General features: G+C 68.2%; 19 protein-coding genes. 9 read left to right on the top strand and 10 right to left on the bottom strand.

Annotation, left to right across the window (positions count from 1 at the left end):
* Positions 1-86: 86 nt before the first annotated feature.
* Positions 87-515: an RrF2 family transcriptional regulator gene (locus tag jaqu_RS12455; protein ID WP_043919323.1), complete on the bottom strand. Its 429-nt coding sequence runs from the start codon at positions 513-515 to the stop codon at positions 87-89.
* Positions 516-594: 79 nt separating this feature from the next.
* Here jaqu_RS12455 and jaqu_RS21870 point away from each other — a divergent pair, with 79 nt between their 5' ends.
* The 4 genes from jaqu_RS21870 to jaqu_RS12470 all read left to right on the top strand — a co-directional run bounded on the left by jaqu_RS21870 (position 595) and on the right by jaqu_RS12470 (position 2,995).
* Positions 595-750: a hypothetical protein gene (locus tag jaqu_RS21870; protein WP_169746094.1), complete on the top strand. Its 156-nt coding sequence runs from the start codon at positions 595-597 to the stop codon at positions 748-750.
* Positions 751-752: 2 nt separating this feature from the next.
* A complete protein-coding gene (locus jaqu_RS12460; RefSeq protein ID WP_043919324.1) occupies positions 753-1,166 on the top strand; it encodes a group III truncated hemoglobin in 414 nt (137 codons plus the stop codon).
* 126 nt (positions 1,167-1,292) lie between these two features.
* Positions 1,293-2,648, top strand: a complete 1,356-nt coding sequence (hemN, locus tag jaqu_RS12465; protein WP_043919339.1) for an oxygen-independent coproporphyrinogen III oxidase — start codon at positions 1,293-1,295, stop codon at positions 2,646-2,648.
* A complete protein-coding gene (locus jaqu_RS12470) occupies positions 2,648-2,995 on the top strand; it encodes a YbaN family protein (protein ID WP_043919325.1) in 348 nt (115 codons plus the stop codon). Before hemN ends, jaqu_RS12470 begins: the two co-directional genes overlap by 1 nt.
* Positions 2,996-2,998: 3 nt before the next feature.
* Here the strand turns inward: jaqu_RS12470 and jaqu_RS12475 are convergent, their stop codons facing one another.
* From jaqu_RS12475 to jaqu_RS12510, 8 genes are read right to left on the bottom strand one after another with little or no spacing between them, the layout of a single operon-like run.
* On the bottom strand, positions 2,999-3,655 hold the full coding sequence (locus jaqu_RS12475; RefSeq protein WP_043919326.1) for an NnrU family protein: 657 nt from the start codon (positions 3,653-3,655) through the stop codon (positions 2,999-3,001).
* A complete protein-coding gene (locus jaqu_RS12480; protein WP_043919327.1) occupies positions 3,652-4,833 on the bottom strand; it encodes an NnrS family protein in 1,182 nt (393 codons plus the stop codon). The genes jaqu_RS12475 and jaqu_RS12480 overlap by 4 nt, the downstream gene beginning before the upstream one ends.
* A 10-nt stretch (positions 4,834-4,843) precedes the next feature.
* On the bottom strand, positions 4,844-5,059 hold the full coding sequence (locus jaqu_RS12485; RefSeq protein WP_043919328.1) for a hypothetical protein: 216 nt from the start codon (positions 5,057-5,059) through the stop codon (positions 4,844-4,846).
* Complete coding sequence (locus jaqu_RS12490; RefSeq protein WP_043919329.1) at positions 5,056-5,232, bottom strand: hypothetical protein; 177 nt, start codon at positions 5,230-5,232, stop codon at positions 5,056-5,058. Before jaqu_RS12490 ends, jaqu_RS12485 begins: the two co-directional genes overlap by 4 nt.
* Positions 5,233-5,235: 3 nt before the next feature.
* A complete protein-coding gene (locus jaqu_RS12495; RefSeq protein ID WP_043919330.1) occupies positions 5,236-7,134 on the bottom strand; it encodes a nitric oxide reductase activation protein NorD in 1,899 nt (632 codons plus the stop codon).
* 5 nt (positions 7,135-7,139) lie between these two features.
* Positions 7,140-7,934 (bottom strand): CbbQ/NirQ/NorQ/GpvN family protein, encoded by a 795-nt coding sequence (locus tag jaqu_RS12500; RefSeq protein ID WP_043919331.1) that lies wholly within the window; start codon positions 7,932-7,934, stop codon positions 7,140-7,142.
* 3 nt (positions 7,935-7,937) lie between these two features.
* Positions 7,938-9,308, bottom strand: coding sequence for a cbb3-type cytochrome c oxidase subunit I (locus tag jaqu_RS12505; protein WP_043919332.1), 1,371 nt, complete (start codon positions 9,306-9,308; stop codon positions 7,938-7,940).
* 10 nt (positions 9,309-9,318) lie between these two features.
* Positions 9,319-9,771 (bottom strand): c-type cytochrome, encoded by a 453-nt coding sequence (locus jaqu_RS12510; protein ID WP_043919333.1) that lies wholly within the window; start codon positions 9,769-9,771, stop codon positions 9,319-9,321.
* Positions 9,772-9,891: 120 nt separating this feature from the next.
* Between jaqu_RS12510 and jaqu_RS12515 the strand changes: the two genes are divergently transcribed.
* Positions 9,892-10,107 (top strand): DUF1858 domain-containing protein, encoded by a 216-nt coding sequence (locus jaqu_RS12515; RefSeq protein WP_043919334.1) that lies wholly within the window; start codon positions 9,892-9,894, stop codon positions 10,105-10,107.
* A gap of 12 nt (positions 10,108-10,119) precedes the next feature.
* Here the strand turns inward: jaqu_RS12515 and jaqu_RS12520 are convergent, their stop codons facing one another.
* Positions 10,120-10,809: a Crp/Fnr family transcriptional regulator gene (locus jaqu_RS12520; RefSeq protein WP_043919340.1), complete on the bottom strand. Its 690-nt coding sequence runs from the start codon at positions 10,807-10,809 to the stop codon at positions 10,120-10,122.
* A gap of 171 nt (positions 10,810-10,980) precedes the next feature.
* Between jaqu_RS12520 and jaqu_RS12525 the strand changes: the two genes are divergently transcribed.
* The 4 genes from jaqu_RS12525 to jaqu_RS12540 all read left to right on the top strand — a co-directional run bounded on the left by jaqu_RS12525 (position 10,981) and on the right by jaqu_RS12540 (position 13,800).
* Entirely contained in the window at positions 10,981-11,421 is a 441-nt protein-coding gene (locus jaqu_RS12525; RefSeq protein WP_043919335.1) for a pseudoazurin, read from the top strand.
* A gap of 52 nt (positions 11,422-11,473) precedes the next feature.
* Entirely contained in the window at positions 11,474-12,685 is a 1,212-nt protein-coding gene (gene nirK, locus jaqu_RS12530; RefSeq protein ID WP_043919336.1) for a copper-containing nitrite reductase, read from the top strand.
* Positions 12,686-12,698: 13 nt separating this feature from the next.
* Positions 12,699-13,442 (top strand): formylglycine-generating enzyme family protein, encoded by a 744-nt coding sequence (locus jaqu_RS12535; protein ID WP_043919337.1) that lies wholly within the window; start codon positions 12,699-12,701, stop codon positions 13,440-13,442.
* Positions 13,443-13,533: 91 nt separating this feature from the next.
* A complete protein-coding gene (locus jaqu_RS12540; protein WP_043919338.1) occupies positions 13,534-13,800 on the top strand; it encodes a DUF6522 family protein in 267 nt (88 codons plus the stop codon).
* Positions 13,801-13,855 lie beyond the last annotated feature (55 nt).

Raw genomic sequence — 13,855 nt, forward strand, 5'->3', positions numbered from 1 at the left:
TATAGTTCAAAGGAACGTTCAATCATTCACGGCGCATTCATGAAAGACAATGGTTCATCGCGGGAGCGCGATCTGCGGTCCGGCGGTCAATCGCCCAAGAACTCCGCGAGCGTGGCGCGCGAGCGCGTGATGTCCGCCAACGTATAGACGTCGAGCGCCGCGAAGAACGCCTCCTGCGCCTGCGCCAGAGCTGGCCGCAGCCCGCAGGCAGGCAGGATGAGGCAGGACCTGTTCGGCCCGAAACACTCCACGACCGGATCGTTACCCCTCACGGCCCGCACGACCTCGCCGACACGGATGAGCTCCGCCGCCCGCGCGAGGACCAGACCGCCGGTGCGGCCACGTTCCGAGACGACGAACCCCTCGCGCACGAGCCGGGTCGCGACCTTCGACACATGGTTCTCCGACACCCCGAACGTCGCCGCAATGTGAAGCGCGGGCACCCGTTCGGGGGCGCGCACCGCCAGTGTCATCAGAACGCGCAGGGCGTAGTCGGTGAACTTGTCGAGCTGCATATCCTATTTTTAGCACCTGAAATACGCAAAATAAAGTGTAGAGATAATCCGCATATCGAATACCGATTTGAGGTGCCCGATGACGCTATCCGAAGCCATCCTCTGGCCGGGGACCAAGGTCTGTCGGCTACTGGGCGTGGACCCTACGGCGGATGCGGGCCTAATCCGCTGGATGATCAACACCCTCGTCTATCTCGTGATCGGTCTGATCGTCGTCTGGATCGTCGTCGTGTGACGATGCCGCCTCGCATCCCCGTCTCCGCGGCGCAGATCGACCAGGTCGTGGCGCGGTTCTACGCCGCCGTCCGGGCGCACCCGGAGCTCGGGCCGATCTTCGCAGCGCATGTCGCCGACTGGCCCGCGCATGAGGAGAAGATCGCCCGGTTCTGGCGCAAGGCGGTGCTGTTCGAGCGTTGCTATGACGGGAATCCCATGCAGGTCCATGTGGCCGCAGGCGACGTCCGCCCCGGCCATTTTCCTGTCTGGCTGTCGCTGTTCGACGCGGCGCTCGACCGGGAGCTGCCCGTCCCGCTGGCGCGGGCTTGGTCGGCGCTCGCGCACCGGATCGGCCGTGGCCTGAGCTATGGGCTGCCGCAGGAGAGCGCGGTGCCCGAGATTGGCTGGGACCGAATCGGCGCGACCTTCCGGTAGGCAGGGTTGAAGCGGGCGGAACACCCTGGGGCGAACCGTGACGATCGAGATGGCCCCCGGATGTTCATCGGCCGGAGGTTGATCCACGACAACGACCTCGGGCCGGCCGTTGCCGATACACGATCCATGCTGGATATCCCCTCCCTCCGGGCCCTGGGCCTCTTCGATGCGCGGGTGCCGCGCTACACCTCCTATCCGCCCGCCACGGCGTTCGCCCCGTTCGCGGACGAGAGCTTCCAGAGGGATTGCCTCGCCGCGCTCGATCCGGCGAGGCCCGTCTCGGTCTACGTCCATGTGCCGTTTTGCGAGCGGTTGTGCTGGTTCTGCGCCTGCCAGACGCAGGGCACGACGACGCTCAATCCGGTTCTGGCCTATCTCGATACGGTCGAAGCGGAGCTGGCGCTGCTGTGCGAGGCGCTGCCCGCGGGCATCCGCATGGCGCGCATGCATTGGGGCGGGGGCACGCCGACGATCCTGCCGCCCGCGTTGATCCGGCGGCTCGCCGGCGCAATCGGCGACGTGATCCCGCCCACCCCGGATTGCGAGTTCTCCGTCGAGATCGACCCGACCATGGTCGACGAAGCCAAGATCGCCGCGCTGGCCGAAATTGGCTTAAGCCGCGCGAGCCTGGGCATCCAGGATTTCGACCCGCAGGTGCAGCGAGCCATCGGCCGTCTGCAGAGCTTCGAGCAGACGCGCGACTGCGTCCGGGCGTTGAGGCGCCACGGTGTCGCCTCGCTCAACGCCGATCTGGTCTACGGGCTGCCGCATCAGACGCCCGAACGCTTCGCCGCGACGGTGGGTCAGGTTCTGGAACTGGCGCCCGACCGGGTGGCCCTGTTTGGCTATGCGCATGTGCCGCACCATTCCCGGCGTCAGAAGCTGATCCCGGGCGATGCCCTGCCCTCGGGCGAGGAGCGTCATGCTTTGGCTTGTCTGGCCACCTCACGCTTCGAAGCGGCGGGCCTGGATGCCATCGGCATCGACCATTTCGCGCTGGCGGATGACGCGCTGGCGGTGGCCGCGCGCACCGGGCGCCTGCGCCGGAACTTTCAAGGCTACACCGACGATACCTGCCCCGAGCTGATCGGCATCGGCGCCTCCTCCATCTCCGGCTTTCCGGGTGGCATCGTCCAGAACGCGGCCATGACCCCTGCCTATGCCGAGCGCATCGCTGCCGGACGCCTGGCGGGTGCGCGCGGGCACCGGCATATGCCCGAGGATCGGCTGCGGGCGCGGGCGATCGAGATGCTGATGTGCGACTTCCGCCTCGACATGCGCGAGCTGGAACGGGATTTCGGACCGCGGACCGCAACGCTCGAAGCCGGCATCGACGCGGCGCTGGCACGGTTCGGGCCGGCCGTCACACGTGAGCTAGGCGGGCTGTCGATCCGTCCCGAGGGCCGCACGCTCACGCGACTGATCGCGGCGCTGTTCGACGCGCGCGTCGTCGCGGGCGCGCGCTATTCGCAGGCCTCGTGATGGTTGCCGGCGCGCTCTGGCGCGGGCTCGGATGGGGGGCGTTGGCGCTCGGAGTGGGGGGGGCGGTGCTGCCGCTTCTGCCGACGACCCCCTTCGTCATCCTCGCGGCGGCGGCCTTCGGGCGCGGCTCGCCCCGCATCGCGGCGCACCCGGCCTTCGGTCCGGCGCTTGCGCGATGGCGCGACCGCAGCGCCATCGCCCCCCGCGCGAAGGCGCTGGCATTGGCCGCGATGGCGGCGTCGTTCGGGGTCGCGGCCTGGGCCGGGGTGGCGGGTCCCGCGCTGGCGGTGCAAGGCGCCTGCCTGCTGGCCGCCACCCTGTTCGTGGCGACGCGGCCCGGCGCCTGACCGTTAGGGCAACGGCGAGACGCCTATCAGCGCCGGATGCGCGGCGATGAGCATGAGCCAGAGCGCCACGCCCCCCGCGATCCGCAGGATGGCCGCGCGCCAGTCGGCGGGCCGGGGCGGATGGGCGCGCATCGCATCGAGCGTGACCTGCCAGCCCGGACCCTGGCGCGCGCGCCGCCGGTCGATCGCCCAGGTGCCGGCCACCGCGAACAGGGCGAAGCCGCCGAAGAGGACGGCATGCGCCACGTCGCCGTTCACCATGAGGTGCAGCCCCGCCCAGAGCGCCATCGCCCAGAGCAGGGGATGCCGCGTGACGCGCACGATGCCCGGGCGGGCCGGATCGAACCCCCCGGACGGCCCGCCGAAGGAGAACGGGTTGGGCCGCCCGATGGCCAGCGCCACCAGAAGGCAGGCCGCCAGCATTCCCAGCAGCGTGAGGTGCCGCATCCATTCCATTTGCGGCCAGAGCTGGACCCAGGGCGCCTGACCTGCCGCATGAATGACCAGCGCCAGCATGAAGAGCGACAGCGCCGAATAGGCGAGGGTGAAGCCGCGCGGCCCGAGGCTGTCCCGCAGCCGCGCCCGCATGACCGGGCGCGTGGGCAGCGCGTGGGTCGCGTAGAACAGCGCGAGCGCCGCGGCGAAGGGCGCCCAGGTCATGCCGGGTCCCGCGGGTGCAGGAGCAGCGGGCCGTAGAACCACGCGAACCCGCCGAAGGCCGCAATCCAAAGAACAGCGGACAGGGCGAGCAGGTCCGTGCCGCCGTAGGACAGCGCCCGCGCCACGACCGAGCCGAGCAGCGCGGAATAGATCGCGACGGTCCCAGGCCCCGCGGTCAGGTCCCCCCCGGTATGGCCAAGGGTCGCCCGGGTCATCACGGCCAGGGTCATCAGGCCCAACGCGCCGGCCATCCAGACGTGCTGGACGGAGGCCGACGAAATCTCCTCCGGCGCGAGGATCGCCGCGCCTAGCAGCAGGGCGCCGAGGGGCACGAACGCGTAGGCTGCATGGAGGACGAGGACCAGCGGCTCCGCGCGCGTGCGCCAGCCCTGCCACCGGGCCAGGCGGGCGACGTTGAGCACGGCGACGGCCAGAAGCGCGGCCCCGGTCAGCGGGTGCGCAGGCATGACGACCCACATCAGCAGACCCGCGGCGGTGGCCAGCATGGCGACCCTGTCGAAGCCCTGCATCGGCGCGGCGGGCCGCGCTTCGGATCCCTGCTTGACCAGCCAGTTGCGCGTGAAGGACGGCACGATCCGGCCGCCGATCAGCGCGATCATGACGAGCACGGCGGCAAGCCCCAGCCGCAGGCCCGTCCCCCCGGCCGCGTCGCCCAGGGCGGCGTCACAGTGAAACCAGGCGTTGGCCGTGGCGAACACGACCAGAAGGCCGAGCACGGGCAGGTTGCGCCAGTTCGACCCCGACACGATCTCGCGCAGGATCACGGCGCCCAGCACCACGGGAAAGGCCAGGTCGATTGCCGCCGCCCAGTAGGCTGGCAGCAGCGCGGAGACCGAAACCGCCACGCGCCCCGCGACCCAGAGCGCGACCAGACCTCCAAGCGCCCAGCCCGTCACCGGCAGGCGGCCCGTCCAGTTGGGGACCGCCGTCAGCAGGAACCCCGCGATGATCGCGCCGACATAGCCGAACAGAAAGGCATGCGCGTGCCAGGATACCGGGTCGAAGCGGGACGGCAAATCCAGCGCGCCCATCAGCATGAGCATCCAGGCCCCCATCGCCCCCGCCGCCCAGACGGCACCGCCGAAGAAGAACGGACGGAACCCGTAGGTCAGGATCGCAGGCCCGGTCCAGGCGCGCATGGCGGCGGCGGTGGTCATCTCTCTCTCCTCAGGTGTCCGCTTCGATCATCAGGCGAAGGATGTGACGGGCGAAGAGGTAGGTGGCGGGCAGCCCAATCAGGGCGCCGAGGACGGTCGATTGCAGCGTGGACAGGACGGGCAGTCCGAGCCACGACCCGATCAGCGAGGCGAAGAAGACGTTTACGCCCATCGCCCCCGCCCCGAACGGATAGAGCCAGGCCGCGATCTTCCACACCGGCGTCATCGGCGCGCGACGAGGCGTTGGACGGCCACGAGCGCGGCGAGGAAGGCGAAGCACGCGGCGGCGTACCAGAACTCGGCCGTCGCGCTTTGGGCCTGCGGGATCGGGCGCTTGAACGCGTCCGCCACGGCCGGCTTCGTCAGGAGCATGGCGGAGAGGAGGGCGAGGATGCGCATGGGTCAGCTTTCCTGTATAAGGCTGCGGTAGATGTCGGGGAGCGCCCGGACCAGGCGTTTGGGATCGGGCAGCAGGGTGAAACCGCCGCGACCGAAGATGCGGGCGAACCAGTCCTGCCCATCCTCATCGATGACGATTCCGTGCAGGCTCTGCCCGGCGCGACGGGCCTCACGGACGGCCATGCGGCTGTCCTCGATCCCGTGCTGTCCTTCGTAGTGGTCGAGATCGTTCGGCTTGCCGTCGGTGAGGACGAGAAGGAGCTTCCTTGCCGAGGGCTGCTCGGCGAGTTGGGCACTGGCATGCCGGATCGCGGCGCCGAGGCGGGTGTAGTGGCCCGGCCGCATGGCCGCGATGCCGGCCTCGACCTCGCCGGTGAAGGGCGTATCGAACGGCTTGATCCGCGTCAGGAACACGCGGTCGCGGCGCAGCGACGAGAAGCCCCAGACGCCCAGCCGGTCGCCGGCCGCGTCAATCCCGGCGGCGAGCCCCGCGACCGCCTCGCGGGCGACGTCGATCACCGAGGTCTCACCGATCGCCGCCTCCGTGCTGCGCGACATGTCGACGAGGAATGCGACCGAGAGGTCGCGCTCCGTCTGGCGGGCGGCCTGCCAGATGCGGTCCGACCCGCGCCCCGTGGCCCGAAGGTCGGCGCGCGAGGTCAGCAACGCATCTAGATCCAGCTCGCTTCCCTCCACCTGCCGGGGTTGGAGGATGCGGCGGGGACGCAGGGCCTCGAACTGGCGGCGCACGGCGCGGATGCGGCGCGGGTCGGGGCGGAACCCGTCATCGGCGCTTGGCTGCGCGGGGGCGTCAAGCACGCGGCAATGACCCTCCATGTAACTGCGCGTGCGGTGGTTCCATTCGGGATAGGTATGCACGCCCGCAAGCGCCTCGTGATCGGCATCGGCGGGCGACAGGTCGAGGTGCAGACGCAGCCGCGTCGCCGTCTTGCGGTCGTGCTTGTTGAGCGTGATGCGGTCCTGGTCTTCGGCGGCCTTCTGGGCGTTCTCGTCGTCGTCGTCGTGGACCGACCGGTTGATGTTCATGGACTCGACCCAGGATAGGATCGACTCGAAGCGGTGCATGATGAAGCTGTCGGATCGCCGGTTCTGCTCGTTATCCTGTCGCTCGCCGAGCTTGCGCGTGGTCGTGGCGGTGCCCGGCGGCGGGGGGGCGCCCTCCTCGGCCTCCTCCGGCGCGGCGCCGCCGGTGCCGGGGCGGTCGTAGGTCAGCCAGATCGGCACGGGGGCGAAGGGCCGATGGCCGCGGCTGGGAGAGACGGGTTCCCCATCCAAGTCCATATCCGCGCTCTCGCCGCAAAGCTGGTCGCGGATCGCCCGTTCCATCGCGGTCTCGGAGGCCGGGCGGATCAGGTTCGGCCGGGCACCCGCGCAGAGCTCGGTCATGCGGGCATAGAGTTCGCGCAAGCCGGGGCAAAGCTCGTAGGTTCGATCGGCGGACCGAGCGTTGGCGCGGATCTGCGCGCAGTCCCGCGCCGGACCCTCGTCGGGCAGGTCGAGCATCGCCGGCTCGCTGACCGCGGCCGATGCCGTCAGCCAGAAATACGCCGCCCGGTTGAGGTCCGCGTCGGGAAAGGCCGCGAAGAACGGGGGCAGCGCCAGCCGCTCGCCGTCGAACCGGGACAGGTATTCGCGGTCTCGTTCCGCGCCCAGCTTTCGCCGGATCGCCTGGCGGTGGCGGGTCACGGTCGCAGGGCTTTCGGTCAGTTCCACGCCTGCCCCGCCGCCCAACGCCCGGAACAGGACGGCGAGGCTCGGCCGGACCGAGACGAGCGTGACGCCCGCCTCGGGATGGGAGACCGTCGCGCCGATGCCGTTGGCCATGTCGTGCCAGATCTTGCCGACGGTCTCTTCCGGCTCCATCAGATCGTGCAGGTGCATGACGGCTACCCGTAGATCGTGGCAATCAGGTCGCGCAGCGCCCGCTGCACGTCCGGCTCGTCGCTGAGCGGCTCGATCACGGCGGCCTCGAGCGCCTGGTCGATCCCTGTGCCGCCCGCCATCAACGTGGCCGCGTAGATCAGCAGACGGGTCGAAACCCCTTCTTCGAGGTCCATGCCCGACAGCGTGCGGATATGGCCCGCAAGCCGCACCAGTGGCGCCACGCGCCCCGGCTCCAGCCCGCTCTCGCTGGCGACCACGGCGATCTCCGTCTCGGGGTCCGGGAAGTCGAAGGAGATCGACAGGAACCTCTGCCGGGTCGAGGGCTTCAGCCGCTTGAGCACGTTCTGATAGCCGGGGTTGTAGGAGGCGACGAGCATGAAGCCCGGGGGAGCCGCCAACTCCTCGCCCGTGCGATCGATCATCAGGGTGCGGCGCGTGTCGGTCAGCGGGTGCAGCACCACGGTGACGTCCTTGCGCGCCTCGACCACCTCGTCGAGGTAGCAGATGCCCCCTTCGCGCACCGCGCGCGTCAGCGGGCCGTCGACCCAGACCGTCTCGCCGCCCTTCAAGAGGTAGCGTCCGATCAGGTCCGCCGCCGACAGGTCGTCATGGCAGGCGACGGTATGGAGCGGCTTGCCCAGGCGCGCGGCCATGTGCTCGACGAAGCGCGTTTTGCCGCAGCCGGTGGGCCCCTTCAGAAGAAGGGGCAGACCGTTGTCGTGAGCCGTCTCGAACAGGGCGCATTCGCTGCCCGTCGCTTGGTAGAACGGCAGGGTGGGGGTGCTTTGCACGTTCATCGCTCACTCTCCCGGGATCGGATCGGAGGTTTCGGGGGCGGGGTTCGCCCGGCCGGGCCGGATGACCTCGGACTTCCGGACGACGAGCTGGCTGTAGATGAACAGCAGCGCCCCCAGCACGACCGCCACGCCCGAGCCGAAGCGCATGACGTAGAAGATCGCGAGATCGTCCTGCACGACCATGTAGTACTCGCCCAGCACCCGCTGCATGTGCGTCTGGATCGTGCCGGCGAAGGTCAACGTGAAGGTCATGAACGCCATGCCGCCGGTCATCAGCCAGAAGGACGCCATGTTGAGCACCTGGTTGTAGGGCTCGCGGTTACGAAGGATCGGCATGGCGTAGGTGATGATCGCCAGGTTCATCGCCACGTAGGCGCCGAAGAACGCGAGGTGTCCGTGCGCCGCTGTGATCTGCGTTCCGTGGCTGTAGAAGTTCACCCCGTGCAGCGTGTGCAGGAAGCCCCAGACGCCCGCGCCGAAGAACGCCACGGTGCTGGACCCCAGCGACCACAGGAGCGCGGCCTTGTTGGGGTGGTTGCGCCGGCCCTTCCAGACCATCACGAAGGCGAAGGACATCATCAGGAAGAAGGGGACCACTTCGAAGGTCGAGAAGATCGAGCCGACCCACTGCCAGTAGCCCGGAAGGCCGATCCAGTAGAAGTGGTGGCCGGTGCCGAGGATGCCCGAGAAGAGCGCCGTGGCGACGATGACGTAGAGCCATTTCTCCACGACCTCGCGGTCCACGCCCGTCAGCTTGAGCAGGATGAAGGCGAGCACCGCCGCCATCACCAGCTCCCAGGTCGCCTCGACCCAGAGGTGGACGACGAACCACCAGTACATCTTGTCGAGCGAGAGGTTCGCGGGGTTGATGAAGGCGAAGATCCACAGCAGCGACAGCAGCCACAGACCCATCAGCAGCACGCCCGTGATCGCCGTCTTCTTACCGCGCAGCACTGTCATCGAGATGTTGAAGAGAAAGATCACGGCGGCAACTAGGATGCCCAGGCGCACCCAGAGCGGTTGCTCCAGGAACTCGCGCCCGCCATGGACCTTGAAGCCGTAGCCGATCACCGCGCCCAGCGTGCCGACGAGCAGGATGACGAGTTGCAGGTAGGCCAGCTTGGAGGAGTAGACCTCCGTCTCGCTCTCCTCCGGCACCAGGAAGTAGGCTGCGCCGAAGAAGCCCAGCAGCAGCCAGACGATCAGCGCGTTGGTGTGCACCATGCGCACGATGTGGAAGGGGAACACCTCGGCCAGGAAGTTCGGCTGGATGTAGATGTAGCCGATGGTCAGGCCGCCCAGGACCTGCACCGCGAACAGCGCGAGCGCGGCGAGGAAGTACCAGTAGGCGATGCGTTGTGTCTGATATCTCATCTCTCTCTCCTCAGCCGGCGTCGTTCGGCGGCCAACCCTGGGTGTCGGTCTGATCGGCCCAGCGGAGGAATTCGGCCAGGCCGCGCACGTCCTCGTCGCTGAGCTCGAAATACGGCATCTGCCGGCGGCCCTCGATCCCGCTGGGCTGGCTGTCGATCCACCCGCGCAGGATCTCGAAGGCGCCCTCGGGGTCGTCGGCCACGCCCCAGCGGGTCATCACGTTGCCGAGTTCGGGCGCGAAGTAGGCGCCCTCGCCGTGCAGCGTGTGGCAGTTGATGCAGGAGTTGCGCTCCCAGACGTGCTTGCCGTGCACGACCGCCTCGATCAGCGGCATTCCGGCCGTCGACTGCGTGACGATGTAGTTGTGTGATTGCCAAGTGAGCAGCACGAACACGACTACGAAGAACAGCGAGCCTCCGTAGAAAATGTTGCGCGCCCGCGATTTCGTCAGAATTTCCGCCACGACGGCCTCCGATATGAACGGGATGGTCGCAGTCTAAGCGTGGGGTCGCCCCCCGAGTTTGCTTTGCCGCAACGTTCGGGAGGATTGGCCGGCTACGGTCGTTGGGCCAGGAGGAGAGCCATGTCCCGACCGCGCATCGACGACCTAGACCTGCCGCTTGCCGACCTGATGGAGGCGTGGCCCGAGACGGTGCCGGTCTTCCTGCGCCACGACATGCTCTGCGTAGGGTGCATGATCGCGCCGTTCCACACCGTCGTCGACGCCTGCGTCGAATACGGGCTCGTCATGGACAAGTTCGTCGCGGAGCTCTGCGCCGCCGTCGACGGCGAGGGTTGAGCGCGGCCCGTCTTACCGCTGGGCCCGGACCACTAGGGCATGCGGCTCGCAGACCGAGATGTGCTTGCGGCGGCTCTTCACGAGGCCTTCCTTCTCCCAGCCGCTCAGCAGACGCGATACGGTGTGCAGGGTGGTGCCCGTCATCTGCGACAGATCCTGGCGCGTGATCGGAAAGGCGATCTCGATCCCGCCGTCGACCTTCCGCCCCGACTGGTTGACGAGGCGCAGCAAGGCGTTCGCGACCCGCTGCTCGACGGCCTGCGTGGCCATCTCCATGATGCGATCATTCATCTCGCCGATCCGCTTGCCGACGGTGGCGTATGTCTCGGTGGCGAAGCCGTCGTACTCGGCGACAAATCCGTCCCAAAGCCTCATGGGCCAGGACAAGGCGATGGACTCTGCCGCCGTCACCGCCGTTGCCGGATAAGTCTCCTTGCCCAACGCGCGCGCGATCCCGAAGAGCTGTCCCGGCGGAATGTGCAACGCGATGACCTGATCCCCCGTGGGCGTGGTGCGGACCACGCGGATATGCCCGTCAAGTAGCAGGTAGAACCGCTCGGCCGGCGCGCCTTCCTCGAAGATCATGGCCCCTTCATCGTGGCGCCGCGACGTCGCCTGGTCGAGGACCGCGCGGATCTGCCGCCGTTCCAGCCGCGAGAAGGGCGGAACGTGCGTCAGCAGGCTTTCGTCCAGCCGAGGCAGGGTCTTGCGAGGCGCGGCGTCCGTCATGCCCTCGTGCGTGCCACATCCGAAGCACGCGTGCCATCGTCCAAAGGCGCCGGTTTCCGTCGCGGTGTTTGTGCTAGCGCAAAACGACCCCCGGGCGGATCCTCCATATCGAGCCTATCGAAGCCGTCACGAGAGGACAGACGAATGACACGTTTCATGGCATCCGCTGCAGCACTCGCGATCCTGGTCGGGGGCGCGGCCCTCGCCGAGACGCACGAGGTGCAGATGCTCAATGTCGGGACCGACGGGGAGCGCATGGTGTTCGAGCCCGCGTTCCTACAGGTCGAGCCCGGCGACACCGTGAAGTTCCTCGCCACCGACAACGGCCACAACGCCGAGTCCCTGCTCGAGATGATGCCCGAAGGGGCCGAGGCCTTCAAAGGCCGGATCAACGAGGAGATCGAGGTCACGCTCGACGTCGAGGGCCTCTACGCCATCCAATGCAAGCCGCACTACGCCATGGGCATGGTGATGACCGTGGCGGTGGGCGACGCCGAGGTGCCGGACGACTTCCTGGAAGGCCGCATCCCGCGCAAGGCGAAGGAACGCTTCGAGGCGCAGCTGGCCGAGCTTTCCGCCGAATAACCCATTCCGCCGGGGCGCGGACCGCCCCGGCTCCAAGCCCGAGGAGGCTGACATGACCAAGTTCATCAATCCGGGGCTCGCCCCCACCAGCCGGCGCAACATCCTGCGCGGCTCCGTCTTGGCCGGCGCCGCCGCCGTGACGGGCGGTGCGGCGTTCTCCATGCCCAAGCGCGCTCCGGTTCCGCGCGATCCACTTCCCGAGACTCTGCACCGCGTGGCCGACCCTGAGACGGCGCAAGCCGCCCCGCCCGCCGATCTGTCCGGCTACACCCGGATCAAGCAGGAGCTGGTCGCACCGCCCTTCGCGCCCGAACATGAGCAGGTGGCCACCGGCGGGCCGAAAATCATCGAAGTAACAATGGACACGACCGAACAGCTGATGGTGGTCGACGAGGATACCGGCGCCTCTGTCTGGGCGCTCACCTATAACGGCTCGGTCCCCGGCCCGCTGATCATCTGCCACGAGGGCGACATGGTCGAGCTGACCCTGCGCAATCCCCATGACAGCATGATGGAGCACAACATCGACTTCCACGCCTCGACAGGCGCGCTCGGCGGCGGAGGCCTGACCCACGTCTATCCCGGTGAGGAGGTCGTGCTGCGCTGGAAAGCGACGAAGCCCGGCGTTTTCACCTACCACTGCGCCCCCGGCGGCGCGATGATCCCCTACCATGTCTGCCACGGCATGAACGGGGCGCTGATGGTGCTTCCGCGCGATGGCCTGAAGGATGCCGACGGCAATCCTCTGCACTACGATTCCATCACCTATTTCGGCGAGCAGGACTACTACCTGCCGCGCGACGAGAACGGCGACTTCAAGACCTATGACGCTGCTGGTGACGACTATGCCGACAGCCTGGACGCGATGCGGACGCTGGTCCCGACACATCAGGTCTTCAACGGCGCCGTGGGCGCGCTGACCGGCGACGGAGCCCTGCGCGCCAAGGTCGGCGAGACCGTCCTGATGGTGCACAACTCGTGCAACGTCGACAGCCGCCCACACCTGATTGGGGGTCATGGCGACTACGTCTGGGAGTCGTCCTTCACCGATCCGCCCCTGACCGGCATGGAGACCTGGTTCGTGCGCGGCGGCGGCGGCGCGGCAGCGATGTATACCTTCCAGCAGCCGGGCGTCTACGCCTACGTGAACCACAATCTGATCATCGGCGCGCTTCTGGGAGCCACGGCGCACTTCGTCGTCGACGGCGACTGGAACAACGAGCTGATGGAACAGGTCGTGGCACCCCGCCCGTTTGAAGCATGAGGGGGCCGACGCCATGACCCTTGCCGCCGCGATCCGGAACCTGCCCGCCATTCCCTTGCTTGGCGCGCTCGTCTCCCTTGCGGCGGCCCTTATCATCGGGGCCGCGTTCGACGGGCGCGGCCCCGACCTCTCCGTGCTGCCGGACACCGTTGCGGTCCCCCTGGCCACGCCCGTCTGGGTGCAGCGCCACGAGGTCACGATCGACGAATGGAACGCCTGCGCGGCGGATGGCGCCTGCGCCCGCGCGCTGACGTGGCAACGGCACCAGGACCCGGCCACCACGCCCGCCACCCGAATCAACCAGCCCGAGGCCGTGGCCTACGCGGCATGGATCAGCCAAAAGACGAACCACCCCTTCCGCCTGCCCACGTCTGCCGAATGGGACGCCATCGCGGCGGATGTCGTGGATCGCGCCAAGAATCCGTTGTTCACCCAACCGGAACTCGATTGGGCCTCGGCCTACCTGATCGGCGAACGCAAGACGCGCGCCCTCAAGGCCAGCGGCGCGTTCTCGGTCTCGCCCGACGGCATCGCCGATCTCGACGGATCGGTCTGGGAATGGACCAGCGACTGCTATGTCGGGGGCGGCGGACCCGTCACCAGCGACCGCTGCCCCGCCTTCTGGGTCGGCGGCGAGCACCTCGCCGCGATTCCCTACCTGGAACGCGATCCGGCGCGCGGCGGTTGCGCCGTGGGCCAGCCCCCCGCGCATTTGGGCCTGCGTCTGGTCTCCGATCGCGCGCCGCCGGAAGGATGAACATGGAACAGGAACGAGACGGCGGCGCACGATCGGGCGAAGCATGACCGTCCCGGACCACGGCCGGCCCGGACGCGCCGGATCCCGCCCCATGTCCGTGGAGTTCGGCGAGAACGGCATCGTCGTCGACGCCGAATTGATCTGTGCCGCCTTCGACCTCACGGAGGACGAGATGCGCGCTCTCATGCGCACCGGGGCGATGCATACGGTATGCGAACGCGGCATCGGCGAGCATGAGGGGCGTTGGCGCCTCACGTTCCGTTACGACGGCGGTATGGTGCGCCTGACCACCGACGAAAACGGGAGGGTGCTCTCCAGAGTTCGATCAAGGGCTCCGTGGAAAGCAGGGAAGGTTTGAATAATCTCGAGGGTCTTATCCATCGAGCGTCCATCCGGCGCCTTGACGTCCGAAC

The organism is Jannaschia aquimarina (assembly GCF_000877395.1).
GTDB lineage: Bacteria > Pseudomonadota > Alphaproteobacteria > Rhodobacterales > Rhodobacteraceae > Jannaschia > Jannaschia aquimarina.

Coding starts and splice junctions, on each gene's coding strand:
- jaqu_RS12505 (WP_043919332.1), bottom strand. CDS start 9,308: ATGAGATATCAGACACAACGCATCGCCTACTGGTACTTCCTCGCCGCG.
- jaqu_RS12535 (WP_043919337.1), top strand. CDS start 12,699: ATGACCCTTGCCGCCGCGATCCGGAACCTGCCCGCCATTCCCTTGCTT.
- jaqu_RS12495 (WP_043919330.1), bottom strand. CDS start 7,134: ATGCACCTGCACGATCTGATGGAGCCGGAAGAGACCGTCGGCAAGATC.
- jaqu_RS21870 (WP_169746094.1), top strand. CDS start 595: ATGACGCTATCCGAAGCCATCCTCTGGCCGGGGACCAAGGTCTGTCGG.
- jaqu_RS12490 (WP_043919329.1), bottom strand. CDS start 5,232: ATGCGCATCCTCGCCCTCCTCTCCGCCATGCTCCTGACGAAGCCGGCC.
- jaqu_RS12460 (WP_043919324.1), top strand. CDS start 753: ATGCCGCCTCGCATCCCCGTCTCCGCGGCGCAGATCGACCAGGTCGTG.
- jaqu_RS12475 (WP_043919326.1), bottom strand. CDS start 3,655: ATGACCTGGGCGCCCTTCGCCGCGGCGCTCGCGCTGTTCTACGCGACC.
- nirK (WP_043919336.1), top strand. CDS start 11,474: ATGACCAAGTTCATCAATCCGGGGCTCGCCCCCACCAGCCGGCGCAAC.
- hemN (WP_043919339.1), top strand. CDS start 1,293: ATGCTGGATATCCCCTCCCTCCGGGCCCTGGGCCTCTTCGATGCGCGG.
- jaqu_RS12525 (WP_043919335.1), top strand. CDS start 10,981: ATGACACGTTTCATGGCATCCGCTGCAGCACTCGCGATCCTGGTCGGG.
- jaqu_RS12500 (WP_043919331.1), bottom strand. CDS start 7,934: ATGAACGTGCAAAGCACCCCCACCCTGCCGTTCTACCAAGCGACGGGC.
- jaqu_RS12480 (WP_043919327.1), bottom strand. CDS start 4,833: ATGACCACCGCCGCCGCCATGCGCGCCTGGACCGGGCCTGCGATCCTG.
- jaqu_RS12485 (WP_043919328.1), bottom strand. CDS start 5,059: ATGACGCCGGTGTGGAAGATCGCGGCCTGGCTCTATCCGTTCGGGGCG.
- jaqu_RS12470 (WP_043919325.1), top strand. CDS start 2,648: ATGGTTGCCGGCGCGCTCTGGCGCGGGCTCGGATGGGGGGCGTTGGCG.
- jaqu_RS12455 (WP_043919323.1), bottom strand. CDS start 515: ATGCAGCTCGACAAGTTCACCGACTACGCCCTGCGCGTTCTGATGACA.
- jaqu_RS12515 (WP_043919334.1), top strand. CDS start 9,892: ATGTCCCGACCGCGCATCGACGACCTAGACCTGCCGCTTGCCGACCTG.
- jaqu_RS12540 (WP_043919338.1), top strand. CDS start 13,534: ATGTCCGTGGAGTTCGGCGAGAACGGCATCGTCGTCGACGCCGAATTG.